The organism is Erythrobacter donghaensis, assembly GCF_002155425.1.
Taxonomy (GTDB): Bacteria; Pseudomonadota; Alphaproteobacteria; order Sphingomonadales; family Sphingomonadaceae; genus Erythrobacter; species Erythrobacter donghaensis.
Genome location: NZ_MUYG01000011.1, coordinates 53,440 through 74,145 on the forward strand (window position 1 = coordinate 53,440; position 20,706 = coordinate 74,145).

The 20,706-nt window shown below is 67.0% G+C and carries 11 protein-coding genes; 9 read left to right on the plus strand and 2 right to left on the minus strand.

Annotated elements, in window-relative coordinates; genetic code table 11:
• Positions 1 to 105 precede the first annotated feature (105 nt).
• On the plus strand, positions 106 to 1,374 hold the full coding sequence (locus BZF59_RS11930; RefSeq protein WP_086608499.1) for an acetyl-CoA C-acetyltransferase: 1,269 nt from the start codon (positions 106 to 108) through the stop codon (positions 1,372 to 1,374).
• Positions 1,364 to 2,902: an acetyl-CoA acetyltransferase gene (locus BZF59_RS11935; protein WP_086608500.1), complete on the plus strand. Its 1,539-nt coding sequence runs from the start codon at positions 1,364 to 1,366 to the stop codon at positions 2,900 to 2,902. The genes BZF59_RS11930 and BZF59_RS11935 overlap by 11 nt, the downstream gene beginning before the upstream one ends.
• Before the next feature lie 97 nt (positions 2,903 to 2,999).
• Here BZF59_RS11935 and BZF59_RS11940 read toward each other — a convergent pair whose 3' ends face one another.
• Positions 3,000 to 3,641, minus strand: coding sequence for a carboxymuconolactone decarboxylase family protein (locus BZF59_RS11940; RefSeq protein WP_086608501.1), 642 nt, complete (start codon positions 3,639 to 3,641; stop codon positions 3,000 to 3,002).
• Complete coding sequence (locus tag BZF59_RS11945) at positions 3,641 to 4,168, minus strand: VOC family protein (protein ID WP_086608502.1); 528 nt, start codon at positions 4,166 to 4,168, stop codon at positions 3,641 to 3,643. The genes BZF59_RS11940 and BZF59_RS11945 overlap by 1 nt, the downstream gene beginning before the upstream one ends.
• Before the next feature lie 126 nt (positions 4,169 to 4,294).
• Here BZF59_RS11945 and hppD point away from each other — a divergent pair, with 126 nt between their 5' ends.
• The 7 genes from hppD to BZF59_RS11980 all read left to right on the plus strand — a co-directional run bounded on the left by hppD (position 4,295) and on the right by BZF59_RS11980 (position 20,704).
• A complete protein-coding gene (gene hppD / locus BZF59_RS11950) occupies positions 4,295 to 5,425 on the plus strand; it encodes a 4-hydroxyphenylpyruvate dioxygenase (protein WP_086609182.1) in 1,131 nt (376 codons plus the stop codon).
• Complete coding sequence (locus BZF59_RS11955) at positions 5,422 to 5,988, plus strand: VOC family protein (protein ID WP_086608503.1); 567 nt, start codon at positions 5,422 to 5,424, stop codon at positions 5,986 to 5,988. Before hppD ends, BZF59_RS11955 begins: the two co-directional genes overlap by 4 nt.
• Positions 5,989 to 6,217: 229 nt before the next feature.
• Complete coding sequence (bchE, locus tag BZF59_RS11960; RefSeq protein ID WP_086608504.1) at positions 6,218 to 7,831, plus strand: magnesium-protoporphyrin IX monomethyl ester anaerobic oxidative cyclase; 1,614 nt, start codon at positions 6,218 to 6,220, stop codon at positions 7,829 to 7,831.
• A complete protein-coding gene (gene bchJ / locus BZF59_RS11965) occupies positions 7,821 to 8,426 on the plus strand; it encodes a bacteriochlorophyll 4-vinyl reductase (protein ID WP_086608505.1) in 606 nt (201 codons plus the stop codon). The genes bchE and bchJ overlap by 11 nt, the downstream gene beginning before the upstream one ends.
• A 219-nt stretch (positions 8,427 to 8,645) precedes the next feature.
• Positions 8,646 to 10,337, plus strand: coding sequence for a ShlB/FhaC/HecB family hemolysin secretion/activation protein (locus BZF59_RS11970; RefSeq protein ID WP_086608506.1), 1,692 nt, complete (start codon positions 8,646 to 8,648; stop codon positions 10,335 to 10,337).
• Positions 10,338 to 10,364: 27 nt separating this feature from the next.
• Positions 10,365 to 17,468: a two-partner secretion domain-containing protein gene (locus tag BZF59_RS11975; RefSeq protein ID WP_086608507.1), complete on the plus strand. Its 7,104-nt coding sequence runs from the start codon at positions 10,365 to 10,367 to the stop codon at positions 17,466 to 17,468.
• A 14-nt stretch (positions 17,469 to 17,482) separates the two neighbouring features.
• Positions 17,483 to 20,704, plus strand: coding sequence for a CHAT domain-containing protein (locus BZF59_RS11980; protein WP_086608508.1), 3,222 nt, complete (start codon positions 17,483 to 17,485; stop codon positions 20,702 to 20,704).
• The last annotated feature ends 2 nt before the right edge of the window (positions 20,705 to 20,706 follow it).

The window sequence follows — 20,706 nt, forward strand, 5'->3', positions numbered from 1 at the left end:
CTATCGAAATTGCCATTGCGTTTCGAAACGCAATTCTTGTGCGAGTGGTGCAGCCGGTTTACGTGACCGTCAACCGCATTTTCGCTACATCGGGAGAGGATCATCATGGCCGAAGCCTATATCATCGACGCAGTGCGCACCCCGCGCGGGATCGGCAAGCAGGGCAAGGGCGCGCTGGCCGCGCAGCACCCGCAGCACCTCGCCGCGACGGTGCTGAAGGCGATCAAGGACCGCAACAATCTCGACACCAAGACCGTCGATGACGTGATCTGGTCGGTCAGCACGCAGGACGGGATGCAGGCGGGCGACATGGGCCGCATGGCGGCGCTCGATGCGGGCTATGACATTACCTCGTCCGGCACCACGCTCGACCGTTTCTGCGGCGGCGGCATCACCAGCGTCGCGCTCGCCGCCGCGCAGGTGATGAGCGGGATGGAGGATTGCGTCGTCGCGGGCGGCACCGAGATGATGAGCCTCACCGCCGCGATGAGCCAGGAGAAGATGCGCGCCGGGATCAAGCCGCCGATGATGGGCAGCTACAACCAGCGGCTCCAGCAGGTGCACCCGCAGTCGCACCAGGGCATTTGCGGCGATGCGATTGCCTCGATGGAGGGCTTCACCCGCGAAGACCTCGACGAAGTCGGCTACCGGTCGCAGCAGCGCGCCGCCGAGGCGATCAGCGAGAACCGGTTCGCCAAGTCGGTGGTGCCGGTTGTCGCTGACGATGGCACGGTGCTGCTCGACCGCGAGGAATATCCGCGCCCGCAGACCACCCGCGAGGACCTCGCCAAGCTCGAACCCGCCTTCCCGAAGATCGCCGACGTTCCGCTCGACGAGCAGGGCACGACCTTCCGCAAGCTGATCAACCAGAAGTATCCCGATCTGGAGATCAAGCACTTTCACCATGCCGGCAATTCCTCGGGCGTCGTGGACGGCGCGGCGGCGGTGCTGATCGCTTCGAAGGACTATGCGCAGAAGCATGGCCTCAAGCCGCGCGCGCGGATCTTGGCCACCGCCAACATGGGCGATGATCCGACGCTGATGCTGAATGCGCCGGTGCCGGCGGCGAAGAAGGTGCTGGCGAAGGCGGGGCTGACCACCGACGATATCGACCTCTATGAAATCAACGAGGCCTTCGCGGTCGTCGCCGCCAAGTTCGTGCGCGATCTCGGGCTCGACTGGGACAAGGTAAACGTCAACGGCGGCTCGATCGCCTTGGGCCACCCGATCGGCGCAACGGGCTCGATCCTGATCGGCACCGTGGTCGACGAACTCGAACGTCGCGGTGGGCGTTATGGCCTCGTCACGATGTGCGCTGCGGGCGGCATGGCCCCGGCGATCATCGTCGAGCGGGTCGAAGACTTTGTCGACTGAGGTTCCTGACAACACCCCCGTCATCATCGGCGTGGGGCAATATTCGGAGAGGGTGGGCGAGCCGGGCTACGAAGCCCTCTCCTATATGGACCTCGCCGGACGGGCGCTGGCGGGGGCGATTGCGGATAGCGGGGCGAGCGGTGACGTGGCGCAGGCCATCGACACCCTCGCCGCGATCCGCGCCTTCGAGATGTCGCGGCCCGATCGCAAGCCGCCGTTCGGCGCGGCGAACAATGTGCCGAGGGCGATTGCCAAGCGGGTTGGGGCGAACCCGGCGCGGGCGATCCTGACGACCACGGGCGGGCAGACGAACCAGCAACTGGTGGGCGAGTTTGCCTCGGCCATCGCGGCGGGTGACAGCCGATGTGCGGTGATCGTCGGCTCGGAAGCGATCTCGACTGTGCTGGCGCTCACCGCCAAGGGTGAGACCCCCGACTGGTCGGAAGAGATTGGCGGCGACTTCGAAGATCAGGGCTTCGGCGTCGAGGAACTGATGGAGCCCGCTCTGTTCATGCACGGCGCGAGCGGGGCGATCCCGCTCTATGCGCTCGCCGAGAATGCCCGGCGGCATAGGCTGGGGATGGGGCTGGAGGAATACCGCCTCGAAATCGGCAAGCTGTTCGCGCCCTTTACCAAGGTGGCGGCGGCGAACCCGCACTCGGCGGCTCCAGTCGAGCGCACGGCGGAGGAACTCGCCACCGTCACCGACCGCAACCGCATCGTCGCCGAGCCCTATCCCCGCATGACCGTGGCGCGCGATCAGGTGAATCAGGCGGCGGCGGTGATTGTCGCTTCGGCGGGTCTGGCACGCGAACTCGGCGTGCCGGAGGATAAGTGGGTGCACATCCACGCCGTCACCGCCGCGACCGAGCTGAAGCTCTCGCAGCGGCCCGATCTGGCAGGCAACCCGGCCAGCCTAGCGAGTGTCGATGCGGCACTGGCGCGCGCGGGGAAGGGGATCGAGGCGATGCGCTACATCGACTTCTATTCGTGCTTCGCGATCCTCGTCTTCAACCAGTGCGACCATTTCGGGCTGTCGGTGGACGACCCGCGCGGGCTGACACTGACGGGGGGCCTGCCGTTCTTCGGCGGGGCCGGGAACAACTACTCGGCCCACGCCATCGCCGAGGCGGTGCAGCGTGTGCGGGCCGACCGCGGCGCTTACGCGCTGGTGGGCGCGAATGGCGGCTGGATGAGCAAGTATGCGACCGGTATCTATTCGACTGAGCCTGCCGACTGGTCAGCCAATGACCGCTTCGCCGTGCTCCCCAAGGCCACCGACAAGGTGCCGCTGGCGAAGGAGCCGGTGGAGAGCGCGGTTGTGGAGACCTACACCATCAACCGCAGCACCAAGGGCGCCGAGGCGATCTTCATCGGTCGCTCCGAAGCGGGCGAGCGGGTGGTGGGCAATGCCGACCTGTCGGACGCCGCCACCGCCGATGCCTTCGAAAGCGGCGAGCCCTTCGGTAAACGCCTCGCCCTGACGCAGGACGAACGCGGGCGAACGGTGGGGCGGGTCATTTCCTGACCCCGTTCGCCCTGAGCCTGTCGAAGGGCCGTTCTTCCTTTGCGAGCGAGCCTCAAGAAGAAGGACGGTGCTTCGACAAGCTCAGCACGAACGGAGTTCATTCCTTCCGTCGCCCTCCCAGAAAATCCAGCGCGTCGAAGCCCTCGGGCGCCGCGACCTCCACCACCGGATCGTCGCGGTCATCGAATTCGGTGCGCAGCGCCCGGCTCATGATCGCGTGCATGTGGTAGAGGCAGGTGATGTAGGTGAGCTCGAGGATTTCTTCGTCGCTGAACGCCGCTTTCACCTCGGCGAACAGCGCGTCCGGCACGCGCCCGCCGTGGCACACCAGCCGGTCGGCATAGGCGAGGACAAGGCGCTCCTTCGCGTCGAACACATCAGCGGTCTGCCACACCGGCAGCGCCGCGATCTTCGCCTCGCTTACCCCAAGCCCGCGCAAGGATTTGCAGTGCTGCGAGAAGACGAACTGCGAGCCGGTTGCCCATCCCGACCAGGTCTGGCCCAATTCCCGCAGCACCGGATCGAGCTTGCGATCCGGCGATCGGTAATAGGCAAACCCTTGCGCGGCGTGGCGCAGCGTGTCTGGGGAGTTCGCAAACACCGTCCACCAATCGCCCCGCGTGCCGGTGGCGGTGCCGGGCTCGGCGACGGGATCGCGCTCCCCGAACAGCTGGGCATAGAGCGGCTGGGCGACCTTCGCGTCCGCTTCGGCGCGGGGGACTTCCCTCAGGCGCGGCATCAGGCGTCCTCCGCCAGCGTCGCCGGGGCGTGGCGCACATCCTCCGGCCCGAAGCTGCGGGTGGTCGCGGCGAATTCCAGCATGATACCGTTCGGATCGGTGAAATAGACGGAGCGCACGAACACCCCTTCGTGCGTCTCGCGCGCATAGCCCGAGGGACTGTCGTCATGGTTGAACACCATATGCGTGTGCGGCACGCCCGCCGACTCCAGCCGCTCCAGCGCCGCTTCCAGCTCGGCCTCCTCCATGTCGAAGGCGAGGTGGTTCATCGAGCCCACGGCTGTCTTGGCGTCGAAGGGAAACTTCTTCACCGAGGCAATCCCCGGCGCGGCGGGCGGCGCGTCGGCCCACCAGAAGAACGCCACTGCATTGCCCCCGCCGCAGTCGAAGAAGAAATGCTGGCCGCCGTCAGGCAGCTCCACCGTCTTGAACAGCGGCATGTGCAGCACCTCGCTGTAGAACCGCGTCGTCTCGGCCATGTCGCGGCAGACCAGCGCGATGTGGTTGATGCCCTTGGTTCTGATCATCGCCTCTCTCCTCTGATCGCGCAAAACTGCCCGCTTCCCGCGCGGCTGGCAATGCTTGCGCGAATCGTCACTTTCGGGTAGATGGTTTCAATTGAAACTATCTTGCAGCCGCAGGGGATCGCCGCCATGAATGCACCGACCACCAACGCCTCGGGCACAGACCTGTTCGACAATCCCACCGGGCTCGACGGGTTTGAGTTCGTCGAATTCTGCGCGCCGGAAAAGGGCGTGCTGGAGCCGGTGTTCGAAGCGATGGGCTTCACCCGCGTGGCGCAGCACCGCTCGAAGGACGTGCACCTGTGGCGGCAGGGCGGCATCAACCTCATCGCCAATTACGAGCCCAAGAGCGCCGCTTGGTACTTCGCGCGCGAGCACGGGCCTTCGGCCTGCGGCATGGCCTTTCGCGTGCGTGACGCTGCCGCGGCTTATGATCATCTGATCGCCAAAGGTGCAGAGCCCGTTGCCGTGCAGACCGGGGTGATGGAATTGCGCATCCCAGCCATTCGCGGCATCGGCGGCGCGATCCTCTATCTGGTCGACCGCTACGAGGGCGCTGGCAGCGGCAACGGCCTCACCATCTACGACATCGATTTCGAATATCTGCCCGGTGTCGAGAAGCACCCAGAAGGCGCGGGCTTCCACACCATCGATCACCTCACCCACAACGTCTATGGCGGGCGGATGAAGTATTGGGCGGATTACTACGAGACCCTGTTCAACTTCCGCGAGATCCGTTTCTTCGACATCAAGGGCGAATATACCGGCCTCACCTCCAAGGCGCTGACCGCGCCCGACGGGAAGATCCGCATCCCGCTCAACGAAGAGGGCGAAGGCGGGAAAGGCCAGATCGAGGAGTTCCTGCGCGCCTTCAATGGCGAGGGCATCCAGCATATCGCCCTTATTTGCGACGATCTCCCGGCCTGCTGGGATCGTCTGCAAAAGCTCGGCGTGCCTTTCATGACCGCGCCGCCTGCGACCTATTACGAGATGCTCGAAGGGCGCCTGCCCGGCCACGGCGAGGATGTGGACGCGCTCAAGATGCGCGGCATCCTGCTCGACGGAACGACCGAGGGCGGCAGCCCCCGCCTCCTCCTGCAAATCTTCGCGCAGGCGCAGGTCGGGCCGGTGTTCTTCGAATTCATCCAGCGCAAGGGCGACGAGGGCTTCGGCGAGGGCAATTTCAAGGCCCTGTTCGAGAGCATGGAGCGCGACCAGATCCAGCGCGGTGTGCTCACGGTTGAGGAGCCTGCGGAATGAGCCACCCCGTCAACCTCGCCGGAATTCACCACGCCGCCTACCGCTGCAAGGACGCCAAGGAGACGGTGGAATGGTACGCCCGCGTGCTCGGCATGACCTACACCACCGCCTTTGCCGAGGATCACGTACCCTCGACCGGCGAGTATGATCCCTACATGCACATCTTCCTCGATGCGGGGAACGGCAACATTCTGGCGTTCTTCGAGCTGCCGAACCAACCCGAGATGGGCAAGGACCCCAACACCCCGCAATGGGTGCAGCATCTGGCGCTGAAGGTGCCTTCCGAGGAAGCGCTGCTGGCCGCCAAGGCGCATATCGAAGGGCAGGGCATTGATGTGCTCGGCCCGACGCATCACGGGATCTTCAAGTCGATCTATTTCTTCGACCCCAACGGCCACCGCGTGGAGCTGGCCGCCGATATCGGCACCCCCGATCAATACGCCGAACTCGCCCGCGTCGCCCCGGTGATGCTGGAGGAATGGTCGCAGACCAAGAAAGCACCGCGCCACGCTGACTGGCTGCATGAATTGGCGCGGGCGGAACACGCGGCGAAGGGCGAATAACTCCTCGACGCCTCCCCGGACTTGATCCGGGGCCCCGCTGCCTTGTTCGGCGCCCGATTACCGAGAAAGCGGGGTCCCGGGTCAAGCCCGGGAAGGCGGAAAGGCTCGACGTCCGCTGCGCCCCTTGCGTCCTCCCTAAAGGGAAGGGGCTAAGTGTTTTGATCCAGCGCAAAGCCTGATCGCGTCCTCTCCCCCACCTTGAGCCAACTCAAGAGAGGGGATTCGGCCCATGCGCATTCTGTTCGTTCATCCCAATTACCGCTCTGGCGGGGCCGAGATTGCGGGCACCTGGCCGCCTGCGTGGGTCGCCTATCTCTCCGGGCCGCTGCGGCGCGCGGGCTTTGACGACATCACCTTCATCGACGCGATGACCGAAGGCGTTTCGGACGAGGAACTCGCCCGGCGGATGGAGGAACTGCAGCCCGATTTCGTCGGCACCACCGCCATCACCCCCTCGATCTACGCCGCCGAGCGCGTGCTGGAGATCGCCGCGCTGCACGTACCGAACGCGGTGCGGGTACTGGGCGGCATCCATGCGACCTTCATGTACAGCCAAGTGCTCGCCGAAGCGCCGCATATCGACGTCATCGTGCGCGGCGAGGGGGAGACGATCGCAGTCGAACTCTGCACCGCGATTGCGCAAGGCCGCTGGCCGCAGGACGCGCGCCGGATCAAGGGCCTCGCCTTCCGCGAGGGCGACTCCATAGTCGCCACCGAAGCGGCGCCCACGATCAAGGACATGTCCACGATCAAGCCCGATTGGGATGTGCTCGACTGGGACCAGTACACCTACATCCCGCTCGGCACCCGCGTCGCTATCCCCAACCTCGCGCGGGGATGCCCCTTCACCTGTTCGTTCTGCTCGCAGTGGAAGTTCTGGCGCGACTACCGCGTGCGCGATCCCAAGGATGTCGTCGACGAGATCGAGGAGCTGCACGAAAAGCACGGCGTCGGCTTCTTCATCCTCGCCGACGAGGAGCCGAGCATCAATCGCAAGACCTTCGTGAGGTTCTGTCAGGAGCTGATCGACCGGGGCCTGCCCGACAAGGTGAAGTGGGGGATCAACACCCGCGTCACCGACATCTACCGCGACAAGGATTTGCTGCCTTTCTACCGCAAGGCCGGGCTTGTGCATGTCAGCCTCGGCACGGAAGCCGCCGCACAGATGAAGCTCGATCAATTCAACAAGGAAACCATGGTCGAGGAGAACAAGGAGGCGATCCGCCAGCTGCGCGAGGCCGACATCTTCGTCGAAGCGCAGTTCATCGTCGGGCTGGACAACGAGACGCCCGAGACGCTGGAGGACACCTTCCAGATGGCGTGGGACTGGCAGCCCGATCTCGCCAATTGGGCGATGTACACCCCCTGGCCCTACACCCCGCTGTTCGAGACGCTGAAGGACAAGGTCGAGGTCCACGATTTCAGCAAGTACAACTTCGTCACCCCGATCATGAAGCCCGCCGCGATGGAGCGCGGTGAGCTGCTCGACGGGGTGATGAAGAACTATCGGCGGTTCTATATGAGGAAGGCGCTGTTCCACTATCCGTGGCGGGGCACGGGGTTCCGGCGGCGCTATCTGCTGGGGTGCCTGTGGGCCTTCCTGCGCGCCGGGTTCAAGCGCACCTTCTACGATCTCGGCAAGGCGGGCTATTGGGGGCCGCAGACGAAGAAGCAGCTCGACTGGCACTTCGATGAAAGCCGCCTCGCCTCCGCCGATGCCGCGACCGATTGGGAAACCAACGCCGACAAGGCCGCCATGGCGAAGGAACGCCGCGCGGCGGTGCGCGCGCAGATGAAGCAGCGGGGTGAAGCGCGCAAACGGGATCGGATCAATGTCGATTGAGGCGCGGCTTCATGCGCGCCGCAAACCCGGTGCGCTGATAGGGCCCAACGCGGTATTGCAAGCCGTGGCGGTGATGGAAGAGCGGCTGGGCCATGCCGAAACCGCCGCCATCCTCGCCGATGCGCAGATCGCGCGGCTCCCCAGCGGCGAGCACATGATCCCCGAGATCGAGGCGCATCGCCTCCACCGCTGGCTGGCGCTGCACGATCCGATGGGGGCCTTGGTCATTGCCGAGGAAGCCGGCGCACGCACCGCCGACTACATCATCGCCAACCGCATCCCCCGCGCTGTGGTGTGGTCGCTGCGCCGCCTGCCTGCGATGCTCGCCGCGCCGCTGCTGATGGCGGCGATCCGCAAGCACGCCTGGACTTTCGTCGGTGCGGGCACCTTTGCTGCGGCAGGCGCGTGGCGCTTCACCATCGATCGCGCTCGCGCGGATGATCCGATGCCGCCGCCCGACAGCCTGTTTGGCTGGTATGCGGCGGTCTTCACCCGGCTCTACCGCGTGCTGGTCACGCCGGATTGCACATGCGAGATCGACTCGGACGACGCGCCGCGCGGCCCCTCCCGAAGCTTTGCGATCCATCGGCGTTAACCATGCGCCGCGCTGCGAGATAAACCCCGAAGGCCGCAGAAAAGCGCGATTTTGGACCTTTCTGGAGCCAGTGGCGTCATTGACTCGCCTGACTGTAGCAAATATCACACCGACCACGGCACATCCGGGTTAACGACCCATTACGCCGTCCATAAGCAGTTCCGGGGGGGAAGCTGAATGATTCTAGGTGCAGCCCGTGTTGGTGCGTTCGCGTCGCTTGTGGCTATCGCCACCGCCGCGCCTCTGGCAGCCCAGTCCAACGGTCAGTCGGCCAACGATCTGCGCCTCCCCGATACCGAAAAGCAGGATGAACGCCAGGGCGTCCAGGTCCAGCGCGATGCCGGGCTGAAGGCTGAATGCCCGTTCGACTCCAACCCGCTCAAGGTGACGCTCACTGGCGTAACTTTCGCCGATGCGCGTGGCGGGGTGCTTTCGGAAAAGCTCGCCCGCTCGCTCGCCGGGGTCAGCGTGCCGCAGGGCGAACAGCCGATCCGGGTGATCTGCGACATTCGCGATGCCGCCAATCAGGCCCTGCGCGCCGATGGCTGGATCGCCAGCGTGCAGGTGCCGCAGCAAGACCTTGAGGGCACGCTGCGGCTCGACGTGATCTCCGCCCGCCTCTCGGAAGTGCGGGTCAGCGGCGATCCGGGGCCCTATCGCAATGCGCTGGCCAAGGTGCTCGGCCCGCTCGAGGCGCTCGATCCGCTCAACGAGCGTGAGGCCGAGCGTATTCTGCTCAAGGCTTTCGACATTCCCGGTCTCAGCGTCAGGCTGGCCTTGGCGCCGTCGGGAGAGGGTGCCGGGATCGTGGTCGGCAACCTTTCGGTCGATTTCGAACGCTATGCCGCCGTCTTCAACCTGCGCAATTACAACGCCCGCTCGATCGGACGCGAAACCGCCTTTGCGCGGGTCGATTTCCACGGGATCACCGGCCTGTCGGACCGCACCTTCATCGGCGGGCAGACCACTTTCGATTTCGACGAGCAATATATCGTGCAGGCCGGGCATGAATTCGGTCTGGGGTCGAGCGGCCTCAGGCTCGGGGGGCAGGTAACCCATGCCTGGTCGCGGCCCGATGTCCAGAACCTCGATCTGGAAACCAAGACCCTGCTCGCCAATGTCGCGCTGACCTATCCGCTGGTGCGCACTCCGATGAAGTCGTCGGACCTGTCGCTGGGGTTCGACTACATCGATCAGGACACCTCGGTCGGGGTGATCGATCTCAGTCAGGATTCGCTGCGCACGCTCTATGTCCGGGCCGAGACGCAGGGGCGGATGAACCGGCTCGACCGGTCGACCTGGCTGACCTATGCGGCCTTCGCCGAGGTGCGCAAGGGGATCGATGTGATGGGGGCGACCCAGTTCGGCCCGCCCTTCGGCTTTGCCCAGACCGACGGTATCTCCGCCTCGCGCCCGTTTGGCGATGCCGAGGCGCTGGTGGTGCGCGGCGGGTTCGACGCGACCGCCTTCATCAACGAGACCTTCGATCTGCGCGCGCGGGTGGAAGGCCAGTGGACCGACGATCCGCTGCTCAATTTCGACGAATATTCGATCGGCAACCTCAGCATCGGGCGGGGCTATGATCCGGGCGCAAACAGCGGCGACCGCGCGATCGGCTTTTCGGGCGAGGCCGGTGTGACCGTGTTCGACGACGACGAGTCCCGCACCCGCGTGAAGGCCTTCGCCTTCTACGACATCATCAAGCTGCGCAATCTCGATCCCTTCACCCCTTCGCCCGAACGCACGCTGGCATCGGTCGGGGGCGGGGTACGCGTGTTCATGGGCAACGGCATCAATGCCGAGGTTGCCTATGCCAAGCCGCTCGACCGGGCGCTGGCGATCGACGCGGAAAAACCGCCCGAGCGCCTGCTCTTCACCCTGACGACCCGCTTCCCCGCACTGTTCCGTTAAGCCGCTCAGGCGACAGGAGAATTCGAGATGGCAAACGCGAACCGCACCTTCCGCTCGAGCATGATGCTCTCCACCGCTCTGGCCGCGATGGTCGCGATGCCGGGGGTGGCCCATGCGCAGCTGGTGAGAGCCGGCGATCTCATCGATGCGATCGATGACGGCGGCAATCCCGGCCAGCTGACCGTGACCGACACCAGCGCCACGCGCACCGACATGCGCGTGCTCGCGCCGGTGGTGGTGGCCAACTGGAACCGGTTCAACGTTCCGCTCAACAATTCGGTGGTGATCGCCAACGGCACCGCCAACCCCACGGCGACGCTGATCAACCGCGTGATCGCGGGCGGCCCGGCCTCGTCGATCCTCGGCAGCATCGACGCGCCTGACGTCAACCTGTGGCTGATCAACCAGAACGGCATCCTGTTCGGCGGTGACGGCACCGTCACCAGCGCCTCTTTCTTCGCCTCGACGCTGGATGTCAGCGATGCCGACCTGTTCGATTTCTACAATGGCACCGATCTGGCCGGGAACGGCTCGGGCACGCTGAACTTCGGCGGATCGCTCGGCAACAATATCCGCACCGGCGGTCCGGGCTACAATTTCATCACCGACGGTTCGGTGATGTTCGTGTCCGAACAGCTCACCCTCAATGCGGATATCGATGCGGGCAGCGGCACGGTCAGCTTCGTCACGGCTGCGGATGTCGATGTCGCCTTCACACCGGGCAGCCCGCTGACCTACACGGTCAACAGCGGCACCACCATCGCGCGCGGGCAGAGCATTTCGGGCACGGTGCGGGGCGATAGCGTCGATTTCCACATGGTCACCGACACCGGCGTGGTGGACGCGGTGCTGCGGGTGAATGCGCTGGTCACCGCGACCGGCGCGACCGCCACCTCGAACGGCATCCGCCTCTTCGCCGACAGTCCGGACGCGGCGGTCGATGTGTTCATCAACGGCGCCTGGGTCAGCAGCGATACGGTCAGCATGGTCACCGACGGCGACCTGCGCGCCACGGCCACGCTGACGGGCACCGCCATCGATGGGGCTGCGGGCGGGACGCTGTTCGTCAGCGATCTCAACGCCACCGAGGGCGGGATCGACCTGGCGAGCGCCTCCTCGACCCTCACGGCGGGCAACCTCACCGCGACCGGCGGCGACATCACGCTGCTTGCGCCGGGCAATATCACCACCGGCAACCTGACCGCGAGCCCGTTCCGCGGCACCGGCGGCGGGATCGATGTCGAGAGCACCGGCGGAAGGCTGATCCTCGGCGTGCTCGATGCCGATACCGACATTGCGCTCGATGCCTTCGGGCGGATCACCACCGGCGCGATCCGGGCAGGGGGAGACCTCGATGTCGGCATGGCGAGCGCGCCCGAAGCGGTGCGCTTCAATGGCGATGTCATCGCGGCCGCGATCCGGATCGACACCATCGGTGCGTTCAACGCGCTGGGCCTGACCGCACGCTCGGGCGACTTGTCGGTCGACGCGCTGAGCATCGCCGCAGGCGCAGTGCGCGCCAATCGCGGCAGTGTGGATCTGCTTGCGAACGGGGCGATCACCACCGCCTCGATAACCGCCGATGCGCAGGATCTGGCGGGCGGTACCCTGTCGGTGCGCAGCCTCAGCGGCGGCGCGCTCAACCTCGGCAACCTCGCCTCGGGCGGGGACATGACGCTGGCAACCACCGGCAACATCATCGCGGGCAGCGCGATTGCGCGGAACGGCGCGCTGCTGGTCGGCGGCGTCGCGACACCGAACAACGTCACCTTCAACGGCAATATTTCCGCCACCAGCGTGACAGTCGATGCGCTCGGCGCGTTCCGGGGACAGGGTGTAACCGCGACCGCGGGCGGGGTCGATATCGACGCCGATCTGATCGCAGCCGGCAATATCCGCGCGACCGGCGGCGATGTGGTGCTGGATTCGGTTCGCGCGGTCACCGCCGGGAATGTCACGGCCACGACTGTGGCGGGCGTGGGCGGTGCGATAGACATCGACAGCGTCAACGGCGCGCTGACGCTGGGCAATCTTTCGGGCGGGGCGGACATCACGCTCGATACCACCCGCAGCATTCAGGCCGGGAGCGTCACCACAACCGGCGGTGCGCTGACCGTGGGCGCAGGGGCGGTGCCGACCAGCGTGACCTTCACCGGCAATGCCTCGGCGCAGAGCATCACCATCGACACCACCGGCGCCTTTGCCGGCGGCGCATTGACGGCGACCGCAGGCAATGTCGATGTCGATGCGCTCACGATCACGGCAGGCGCGGTGCGCGCGACCGGCGGCGATGTGCTGCTGGCCGCCGATGGCGCGATCACGACCGGCAATGTCACCGCCACCACGGTCGCCGGTACAGGCGGCGCGATCGATATCGAAAGCGTCAGCGGCAATCTCACGCTTGGCAACCTGACCGGCGGCGCGGGAATCGCGCTCGACACGAGCGGCGCGATCAGCGCAGGCAGCGTCAATGCGGGCGGCGCGCTGACAGTCGGCGGCGGGTCGGACCCGGCCAGCGCCATCTTCAGCGGCAATGTCGTCGCGCAGAGCATTGCGGTCGACACGCTCGGCGCTTTCCAGAGCAGCGGGCTGACCGCGACGGCGGGCGGGGTCACGGTCGACGCCACCACCATCACCGCGGGCGATATCCGCGCGACCGGCGATGCCGTGCTGCTGAACGCCAGCGGCGCGATCACCACCGGCAATGTCACCGCGAATGGGGCGGCGATCACCATCGCCAGCAGCGGCGGCGGAGCCTTGTCGCTCGGCAATCTGGCGGCGGACGGCGCCATCGCGCTCGACACCACCGGCAGCCTCACCGCCGGATCGGCGCTGGCGCGCGGCGGTGCGCTGACGGTCGGCGGGATGCTGGTGCCCTCCTCGGTCACCTTCACCGGCAATATCGCGGGCGACAGTGTTTCGGTGCTTACCACGGGTGCCTTCGACGGGCGCTCCGTCACCGCCAATGCCGGCGGGATCAGCATCGATGCCGCCACGATAAGCGCACTGGCGCTCTCGGCCACCGGCGGCGATGTCGATCTGGCGGCGGCCGGCAATATCGGCACCGGCGCGATCACCGCGACCGGGGCGATCACCGCCATAACTTCAGGCGCGGGCAGCAACCTGACGCTCGGCAATCTCGCGGCCGGACTGGGCATCACGCTCGATGCCGACGGCGCGATCGCCACCGGCCGCATCACTGCGAGCGGCGGGCCGCTGGCGGTGGGTCTCGGCTCCTCGGCGGACAGCGTGACCTTCGGCGGCGATGCCAGCGCGCAGAGCATCAGCGTGCTGACCACCGGGGCCTTCAACGGTGCGGGCCTGACCGCGACCGCGGGCGGCGTTTCGGTCGACGCGGCCAGCATTACCGCTGGCGCGATTGCGGCGACCGGCGGCGATGTCTATCTGATTGCGCCGGGCGCGATCGCCACCGGCAACATCACCGCGCTCGCGTTGATGGGCATGGGCGGCTCGATCGACGTCGAGAGCAGCGGCGGCGGGCTGACGCTCGGCAACCTCGATGCCGACGGTGCGATCACGCTCGACGCGATCGACGCGATCACCACCGGTGCGATCACCGCGCGCGGCGGGGCGCTGGAGGTGGGTCTGTCCTCGGCCCCGACCAGCGTGACCTTCGGCGGCAATGCCACGGCGCAGAGCATCAGCGTGCTGGGCGGCGATCTGTTCACCGGTCAGGCGCTGACCGCGACGGCGGGCAGCGTGACGATTTCGGCCGGGGCGATTTCGGCCGGGGCGATCACCGCCATGGGCGGCGATGTCGACCTCAGCGCCTTTCAGGACATTGGCACGGGCGCGATTGTGGCTTCGGGCGCGATCACGGTCGAAAGCAACGCGGCTGACGGCAATCTGACGCTGGGCGCGCTGACGGCGGGGCTGGACATTACGCTCGATGCGGGCGGCATGATCACCACCGCAGGCCCGGTCACTTCGACCGGCGGGGCGCTGATCGTCGGGCTCGGCTCGTCGGTCGACAGCGTGACCTTTGGCGGCAATGCTGCGGCGCAGAGCATCACCGTGCTGACCACCGGCGCCTTCCAAGGCGCGGGCCTGACCGCGACCGCGGGCGACGTGTCGGTCAATGCCGCCAGTATCGCGGCGGCGGCGCTTTCGGCGACCGGCGGCGATGTCAGCCTGATCGCGGAGGGCGATATCACCACCGCCGCGATCGGCGCGACGGGGGCAATCCTCGTCGACAGCACCGGGGCCGATGGTGATCTTACGCTCGGCAATCTTTCGGCCGGGCTGGGGATCACGCTTGATGCCGAAGGGGCGATCCGCGCAGGGGCAGCCACCGCGACGGGCGGCGCGCTGCTGGCGGGGCTCAATTCCTCGGCGGACAGCATCACCTTCGGCGGCGCAGTCAGCGCAGTCGCGATCGAACTGCGCAGCGCTGGCGAAGTGCTGGCGGGCGAGCGCGACGGCGACGGAATGCTGGTGCGGCGCACCAACATGACCGCGACCGGCGGCAGCATCATCATCGATGCCGGAGCGATCACCACCGGCGCGCTGGCGGCGACCGGCGGCAACGTCGATCTGTCGGCGGTCGGCGATATCGACACGCTCGGCATCACCGCAACCGGCCTGATCGATGTCGACAGCACCGGCATGGGCGGCGATCTGCGGCTTGGCGCACTGTCGGCAGGGCAGACCATCGACCTGTCGGCGGATGGCGATATCGTCACGGGCGCTATCACCGCAGTCGGCGCGCTGACCGTGGGCGAGGGCCCCTCGGCTGACAGCGTCACTTTCGGCGGCACGGTCTCGGCGCGCAGCATCTCGGTGCGCAGCGCGGGCGAAGTGCTGGCGGGCGAGCGCGATCCGGCACGGCGCGCCAATCTTACCGCGACCGGCGGGGACGTCAGCATCATCGCAGACAGCATCACCACCGGCTCGATCACCGCCAATGGCGGCAACGTCGTGCTGCGCGGCACGGGCAATGTCGATACCATCGGGCTCACCGCACTGCGGGTGGCAGGCGTGGGCGGGACGGTGGACAGCCGTAGCATGGGCGGTGCGGTCAGCCACGGCGTGATCAGTGCCGATGTCCTCGTCAATCTCATGGCGGCGGGCGCCGTCAACACGGGCCCCATCACCGCGCGCAGCGGCGGCGTGACCGTCAACGGCAACGCGATCACCATCACCGGGGCAACCTCGGCCACCGGCGGCGACGTGCGGCTGACCGCGCTCCGGAATATCACCACGGGCGATATCACGGCGGTGGAAGCTGGTGGTTCGGGCGGAGCGATCGAGGTGCTCAGCACCGGCACCGGGACGAGCGCCGGAGCGCTCACGCTCGGCACGCTCGATGCGGCGCGGCTGGTCAATCTGACCGCGGGCGGCGCGATTGCCACCCGTGCGATCACCGCGCGCCGGGGATCGATCACCGGCAATGGTGACAGTATCGCGATCACCGGCACCGCTACCGCAACCGGCGGCGATGTGGTGCTGACCGCGCTGCGCAACATCACGGCGACCGGCGCGATCACCGCGATCCGTTCGGGCAATCTGGGCGGTGCGATCGATATCCAGAGCACCGGGACGGGGGCGAATGCGGGGATCCTCAACCTCGCAGCGCTGCTGGCCGATCTCGGGATCGAGCTGGACGCAGGCGGCGCGATCACCACCGGCGCGATGACGGCGCGCAATGGTGCGGTCGATGTGAACGGCCTCGCCATCACGATCAACGGCCCGACGTCGGCCACCGGCGGCGACGTGGTGCTGCTGGCGACCAATGCCATCACCACCGGGGCGATCACCACCAACCGGGCGATCGATATCGACAGCACCGCTGGCGGCGCGCTAACGCTCGGCGCACTCGATGCGGGCCGCGGCATCACGCTCGATACCACCGGCGCCGTGGCGACCGGCGCGGTTACGGCTGTGAATGACGTGGTCGTCGGCGGCACGCGCATCGCCAGCAACGTCACCTTCGGCGGCCCGCTCCAGGCGGCCAACCTCCGGGTCGAGGCGACTGGCCTTGTCACAGCGAACGCGATCGCGGTGGGCGCAGGCGCGGTCGATATCGAGGCTGCCAATGCCGAGCTTCTGGGCGCGGTCACCGCAGGCAACGTGCTGCTCAAGTCGCGCGGCAACGGCAGCATCGGTCTCGGCAGCGCGGCGGGGACGATGTCGCTCACCGACGCCGAGCTTGACCGGATCAGCACCGGCAGTCTGGTGATCGATGCAGGCACCGGTGCGATCGGCGTTGCCGGGGTTTCGTTCCGGGATCAGACCGGCAGCAACACCGTGACGCTGGCGACCACCGGCACCATCGCCATCACCGGCGACCTGTCGGGCACCGGCGCCGCGCGCACCTTCCGGCTCGGCGGGGCGGCGGACGGCTCGGGCGTCGCATCGCGGATCACCGCCAATATCGACGCCGCGACCATCAATCTGGGTACGGCGGCGCTCGATTTGCGGGGCGAGAACATCGTCTTCGGCCAGGAGGCGTTGATCAAGAAGGTCGAGGGACTCTCACTCGACCAGCAGGTGAAGGAGCTTATCGGCAACGCCGAATCGCTGCTCTACACGCCGCAGAACCTCAGCGCCGCACGGCTGGCCAATCCGACCTACCTGATCGCCGGGAAGATGACGGTGACCTATGGCGGCTCGGCGCTGTTCCAGAATTCCGCGCCGCGTGACGGGGGCAATGCCTTTGAAGGGGTGCAATTGGGCGGCACGGGCGCGCCGGCCGGGGCTCCGCTGGTGCTCAACCCGTTGGTCGCCGGCACGATCGAGGACCGCGAAGTGGTGAGTGGCAACGTCTTTGCGCTGTTCGGCAGCATCAACGGGTTCACCGGACCGGCGGCAGCGCTGGGCGGGGATTCGCTGATCAGCGTCAACGACCGGCTCCTTGCCCCCGCCTCGCGCGTCAACGGCTGCATCATCGGCAGCGGCGAAGGCTGCGTCACCACCATCGTCGGCAACTTCGTCATGAACCTGCCGCGGCAGGTGATCGAGCCGATCGTCGCCGAAGAAGGCGATCCGGTGCCGTTCGATCCGCTGGTCGGAACCAACAACGAAGGCCTGTTCTCCGACGCGGCAACCGCGCCCAAGGACGACAAGGACTGCGAACAGCGCGATGCCAACGGCGTCTGCGTGATCAAGTAAGGAGCGATAGCGACATGACGGCAGTTCGGCGGACCGGAAATATCCTTGGCACAGGCGCGCTGGTGCTGGCCTTGTCGCTCTCGGCCACGGTGCCCTCGGCGACCCTGGCTCAGGCTGGCGCTCAGGCTGAGGGCCAGCCCGGTGCTCAGGCGGCGTCGCAGGCCAATGCGGGGGCCACGACGCTGCAACTCGGACGCAATGCCAATGGCGACAGTTGCTCGGCCTCGCGCAACTGGACCGATCCGGCGCATGGCCGCTTCTTCAAATATGCCGACATCTACTCGGTCAACTGCGCGGGGGCTGTCACCGATACGCTGGCGCGGGTGCGGCTGTTCCCGTCCTCCGCGGCGCGCAGCGATGCGAGCGCCGGGCTGCAGTGCGGCGCGGGCGAGAGCGTGAGCCTGCCGGGCTTTGCCAGCGCGGTGGCACGGCGCTGCTTCGACCCGGCGCTGGGGTTCACCACCGTGGTGATCGATGCCGACAAGCGCGGGTCGATGGTGCAGATTTCGGCGGCGCCCAACGCTGTCGGAGCGGCCTATCAGGCAGCGCTGCTGCTGACCGGGCAGGGCGCGGGTGAGGCACTCACCTCGAACCGCAACCCCGTCGATCTGGCCGCACTTGCACCGCTGCCGGAGCGCCTTGCCTCCCGGCAGATCGCCAGCGGCCCGCGCGAGGCGGCCGAATCGCTGCTGGCGCGCGCGACCTCGCTCAACTTCCGCGGGCTGAGCGCCGATGCCTCGCGCTTCCTGCGCAATGAGCTCAGCACCCTGCCGGCCGACACCTCGGACAAGGTGCGCGCACAACTGCTGCTTGAGGCGGGCTTGGCGGATTCCAACATCCGCTTCTTCCGCAACGCGTCGATCAATATCGATGCGGCCGAGGCGGTGATCCGGCAGCTGACTCCTGCCGAGCAGCGTGAACTGCGCCCGCAGCTGGAAACCTATCGCGGTCTGCATGCGCTCAACCAGCGCGATTTCGGCAACGCGCGCCGGATTCTCGGCACGGTAGCGAAGGAAACGCAGGCGCAGGCGCAGGGCCAGCCCGATCCTGCGGTCTTCGCACAGCTCAACAACCCCGGCACCGACAAGACCGACCCGCGCGCCGCCATTGCCCAGCCCAATCTCGATCTCGCGCGCGAGATGGTGGTCGGGGTGCAGGGCAAGTGGGCGCTCAGCTTCGCGCAGCTGGCGCTCGGCAACCGCGCCGAAGCGCTGACCGCGATCGTCGATGCGCGCACCGAGTTGCAGGAGTTGCAGGCTCTGCTTGATGCCCAGCGCGCCGACAAGGAGGGGCTCTACTGGCTCGATGCCAAGCTGCTGCGGCAGCTGGGCCGGGTCCAGGCCGACAGCGGCGATTATGGCAGCGCGATCAAGTCCTATGACGATGCCATCGCGCTGTTGCTGCCCAACGGAACTGACGCCTCCTTCAACCCCAACGACCCGGCGATTGCGGTGCTCAAGCTTGACCGGGCGGCGATCATCAACCGCGCCGGACAGCCCGCGGGTGTGGTCGACAAGGCCTATTCCGATGCGCTCGACGCGATGCTGGCCGCGCGCGAGGAAGGTGGCGGCTTCACGACCGGGTTGCTGCATCCCTATCTCGATAGCCTCGCCGGGCGCATGGCCAATGGCGACAAGACGGCAGCGGCACGCTATTTCTCGGCGCTTCAGGTCTCGGGCGAAAGCAGTGCCGCGCGGCAGGTGAACGAGCTTCAGCAGATCGTCTCGGCCGATCCGGGCATTGCCGAAAAGCTGCGCGAACGCGACGGGCTGGAGCGGCGGCTGGCGGCCATCCCGGTCGAAATCGCCGATGCGCGCGCCAATCCCGATCCGGCGGCGGCAGCCAGCAGGATCGCCGCGCTCGAAAGCGAGCAGAGCGCCGCGCGCCAGAAGTTCGCCGTGCTCGATGCCGATCTGGCGGCCAATGGCAAGCTGGCGCAGGTGTTCGACCGCCCGGCCGAACTCACCGATTTGCAGGCCAAGCTCAAGCCGGGCGAGGCCTATGTCCGGCTGGCAGTGATGAATGACCGCGTGTTCGGCATTCTGATCGATTCCGATCGGGCCTATGCGATCCGCCCGCGCGCGACGTCGGATGCGCTGCTGCGCCTCACCGCCAAGCTGCGCTCGTCGCTTGCCTATGATTTCGAGACCAACCGGATCCCCGGCTTCGATCTTACCGCCTCAAGCCTGCTCTACAGCGAACTGTTCGGGTCGGTAGACAATCAGATCAAGCGCAATACTGAGCTGGTGGTCGATGGCGGGCGGCTGTTCTCGGGCATCAGCGCGGCGATGCTGGTGACCGACGATGCGTCGGAACAGCGCTTCCGCCGTCAGACCGACAAGTCGGATTATAGCCAGGTCGCCTTCCTCGCCAAGGAGGTGTCGACCTCGGTGGCGATGTCGCCGGTGAGCTTCATCGCCTCGCGCGGGTTCAAGCCCTCGGCCGCGCCGCGCCCGCTGCTGGGGCTGGCTGCGCCGGTGGGTTTGGGTGACCAGAAAATCGGCACCGATGGCCGCTTGACGATCGGCTCTTGCCGGGTCGATGCGGCGCGCTTTGCCGGAACGATCAACCGCCTTTCGCCGATCGCCGCGACCGAGATCAGCGAAGTTTCGGCGGCGCTGGGCCTGTCCGGCTCCCCTGCGCTGGTGAGCGGCGCGCGGTTCTCCGACACCGAACTCCAGCGGCTTGGCGGGGAAGGCGGGGAACTGGGCAATTACCAGGTCCTGCATTTCGCCACCCACGGCGTGACGGAGGGGCTGTTCGATTGCGACGATTTCCCGGCGGGCCTGCTGACCTCGTTCGGCGGCACCGGCGAATCCGATCTGCTGCTGAGCTATGCCGAGATCGCGGGCCTGCGGCTCAACACCAATCTGGTGGTGATGTCGGCCTGTCAGACCGCCTCGCAGGTGGGCGAAGGCACGCAGCTGCGCGCCGGAGAAGCCCGCCCGGGCGACACGCTCGACGGGCTGGTGCGATCGTTCTTTGCGGCCGGCAGCCGCGCGGTGATGGCGACCTATTGGGAGACGTCGAACGCGGGGCAGTCCGAGGTGTTCATGTCGGCCTTCTATGCCGCTGCGCGCGACCGTTCGATCGTGCTGGCGACCAACCAGGCGCAGCGCACCATGCTGAACGATCCCTCGACCTCGCACCCGTTCTACTGGGCCGGGTTCTTCGTGGTCGGCCAGACCAACAATCAGGTGCTCAGTGGACGTGCAGCCAGCGTCGCTGTACGCTAGAC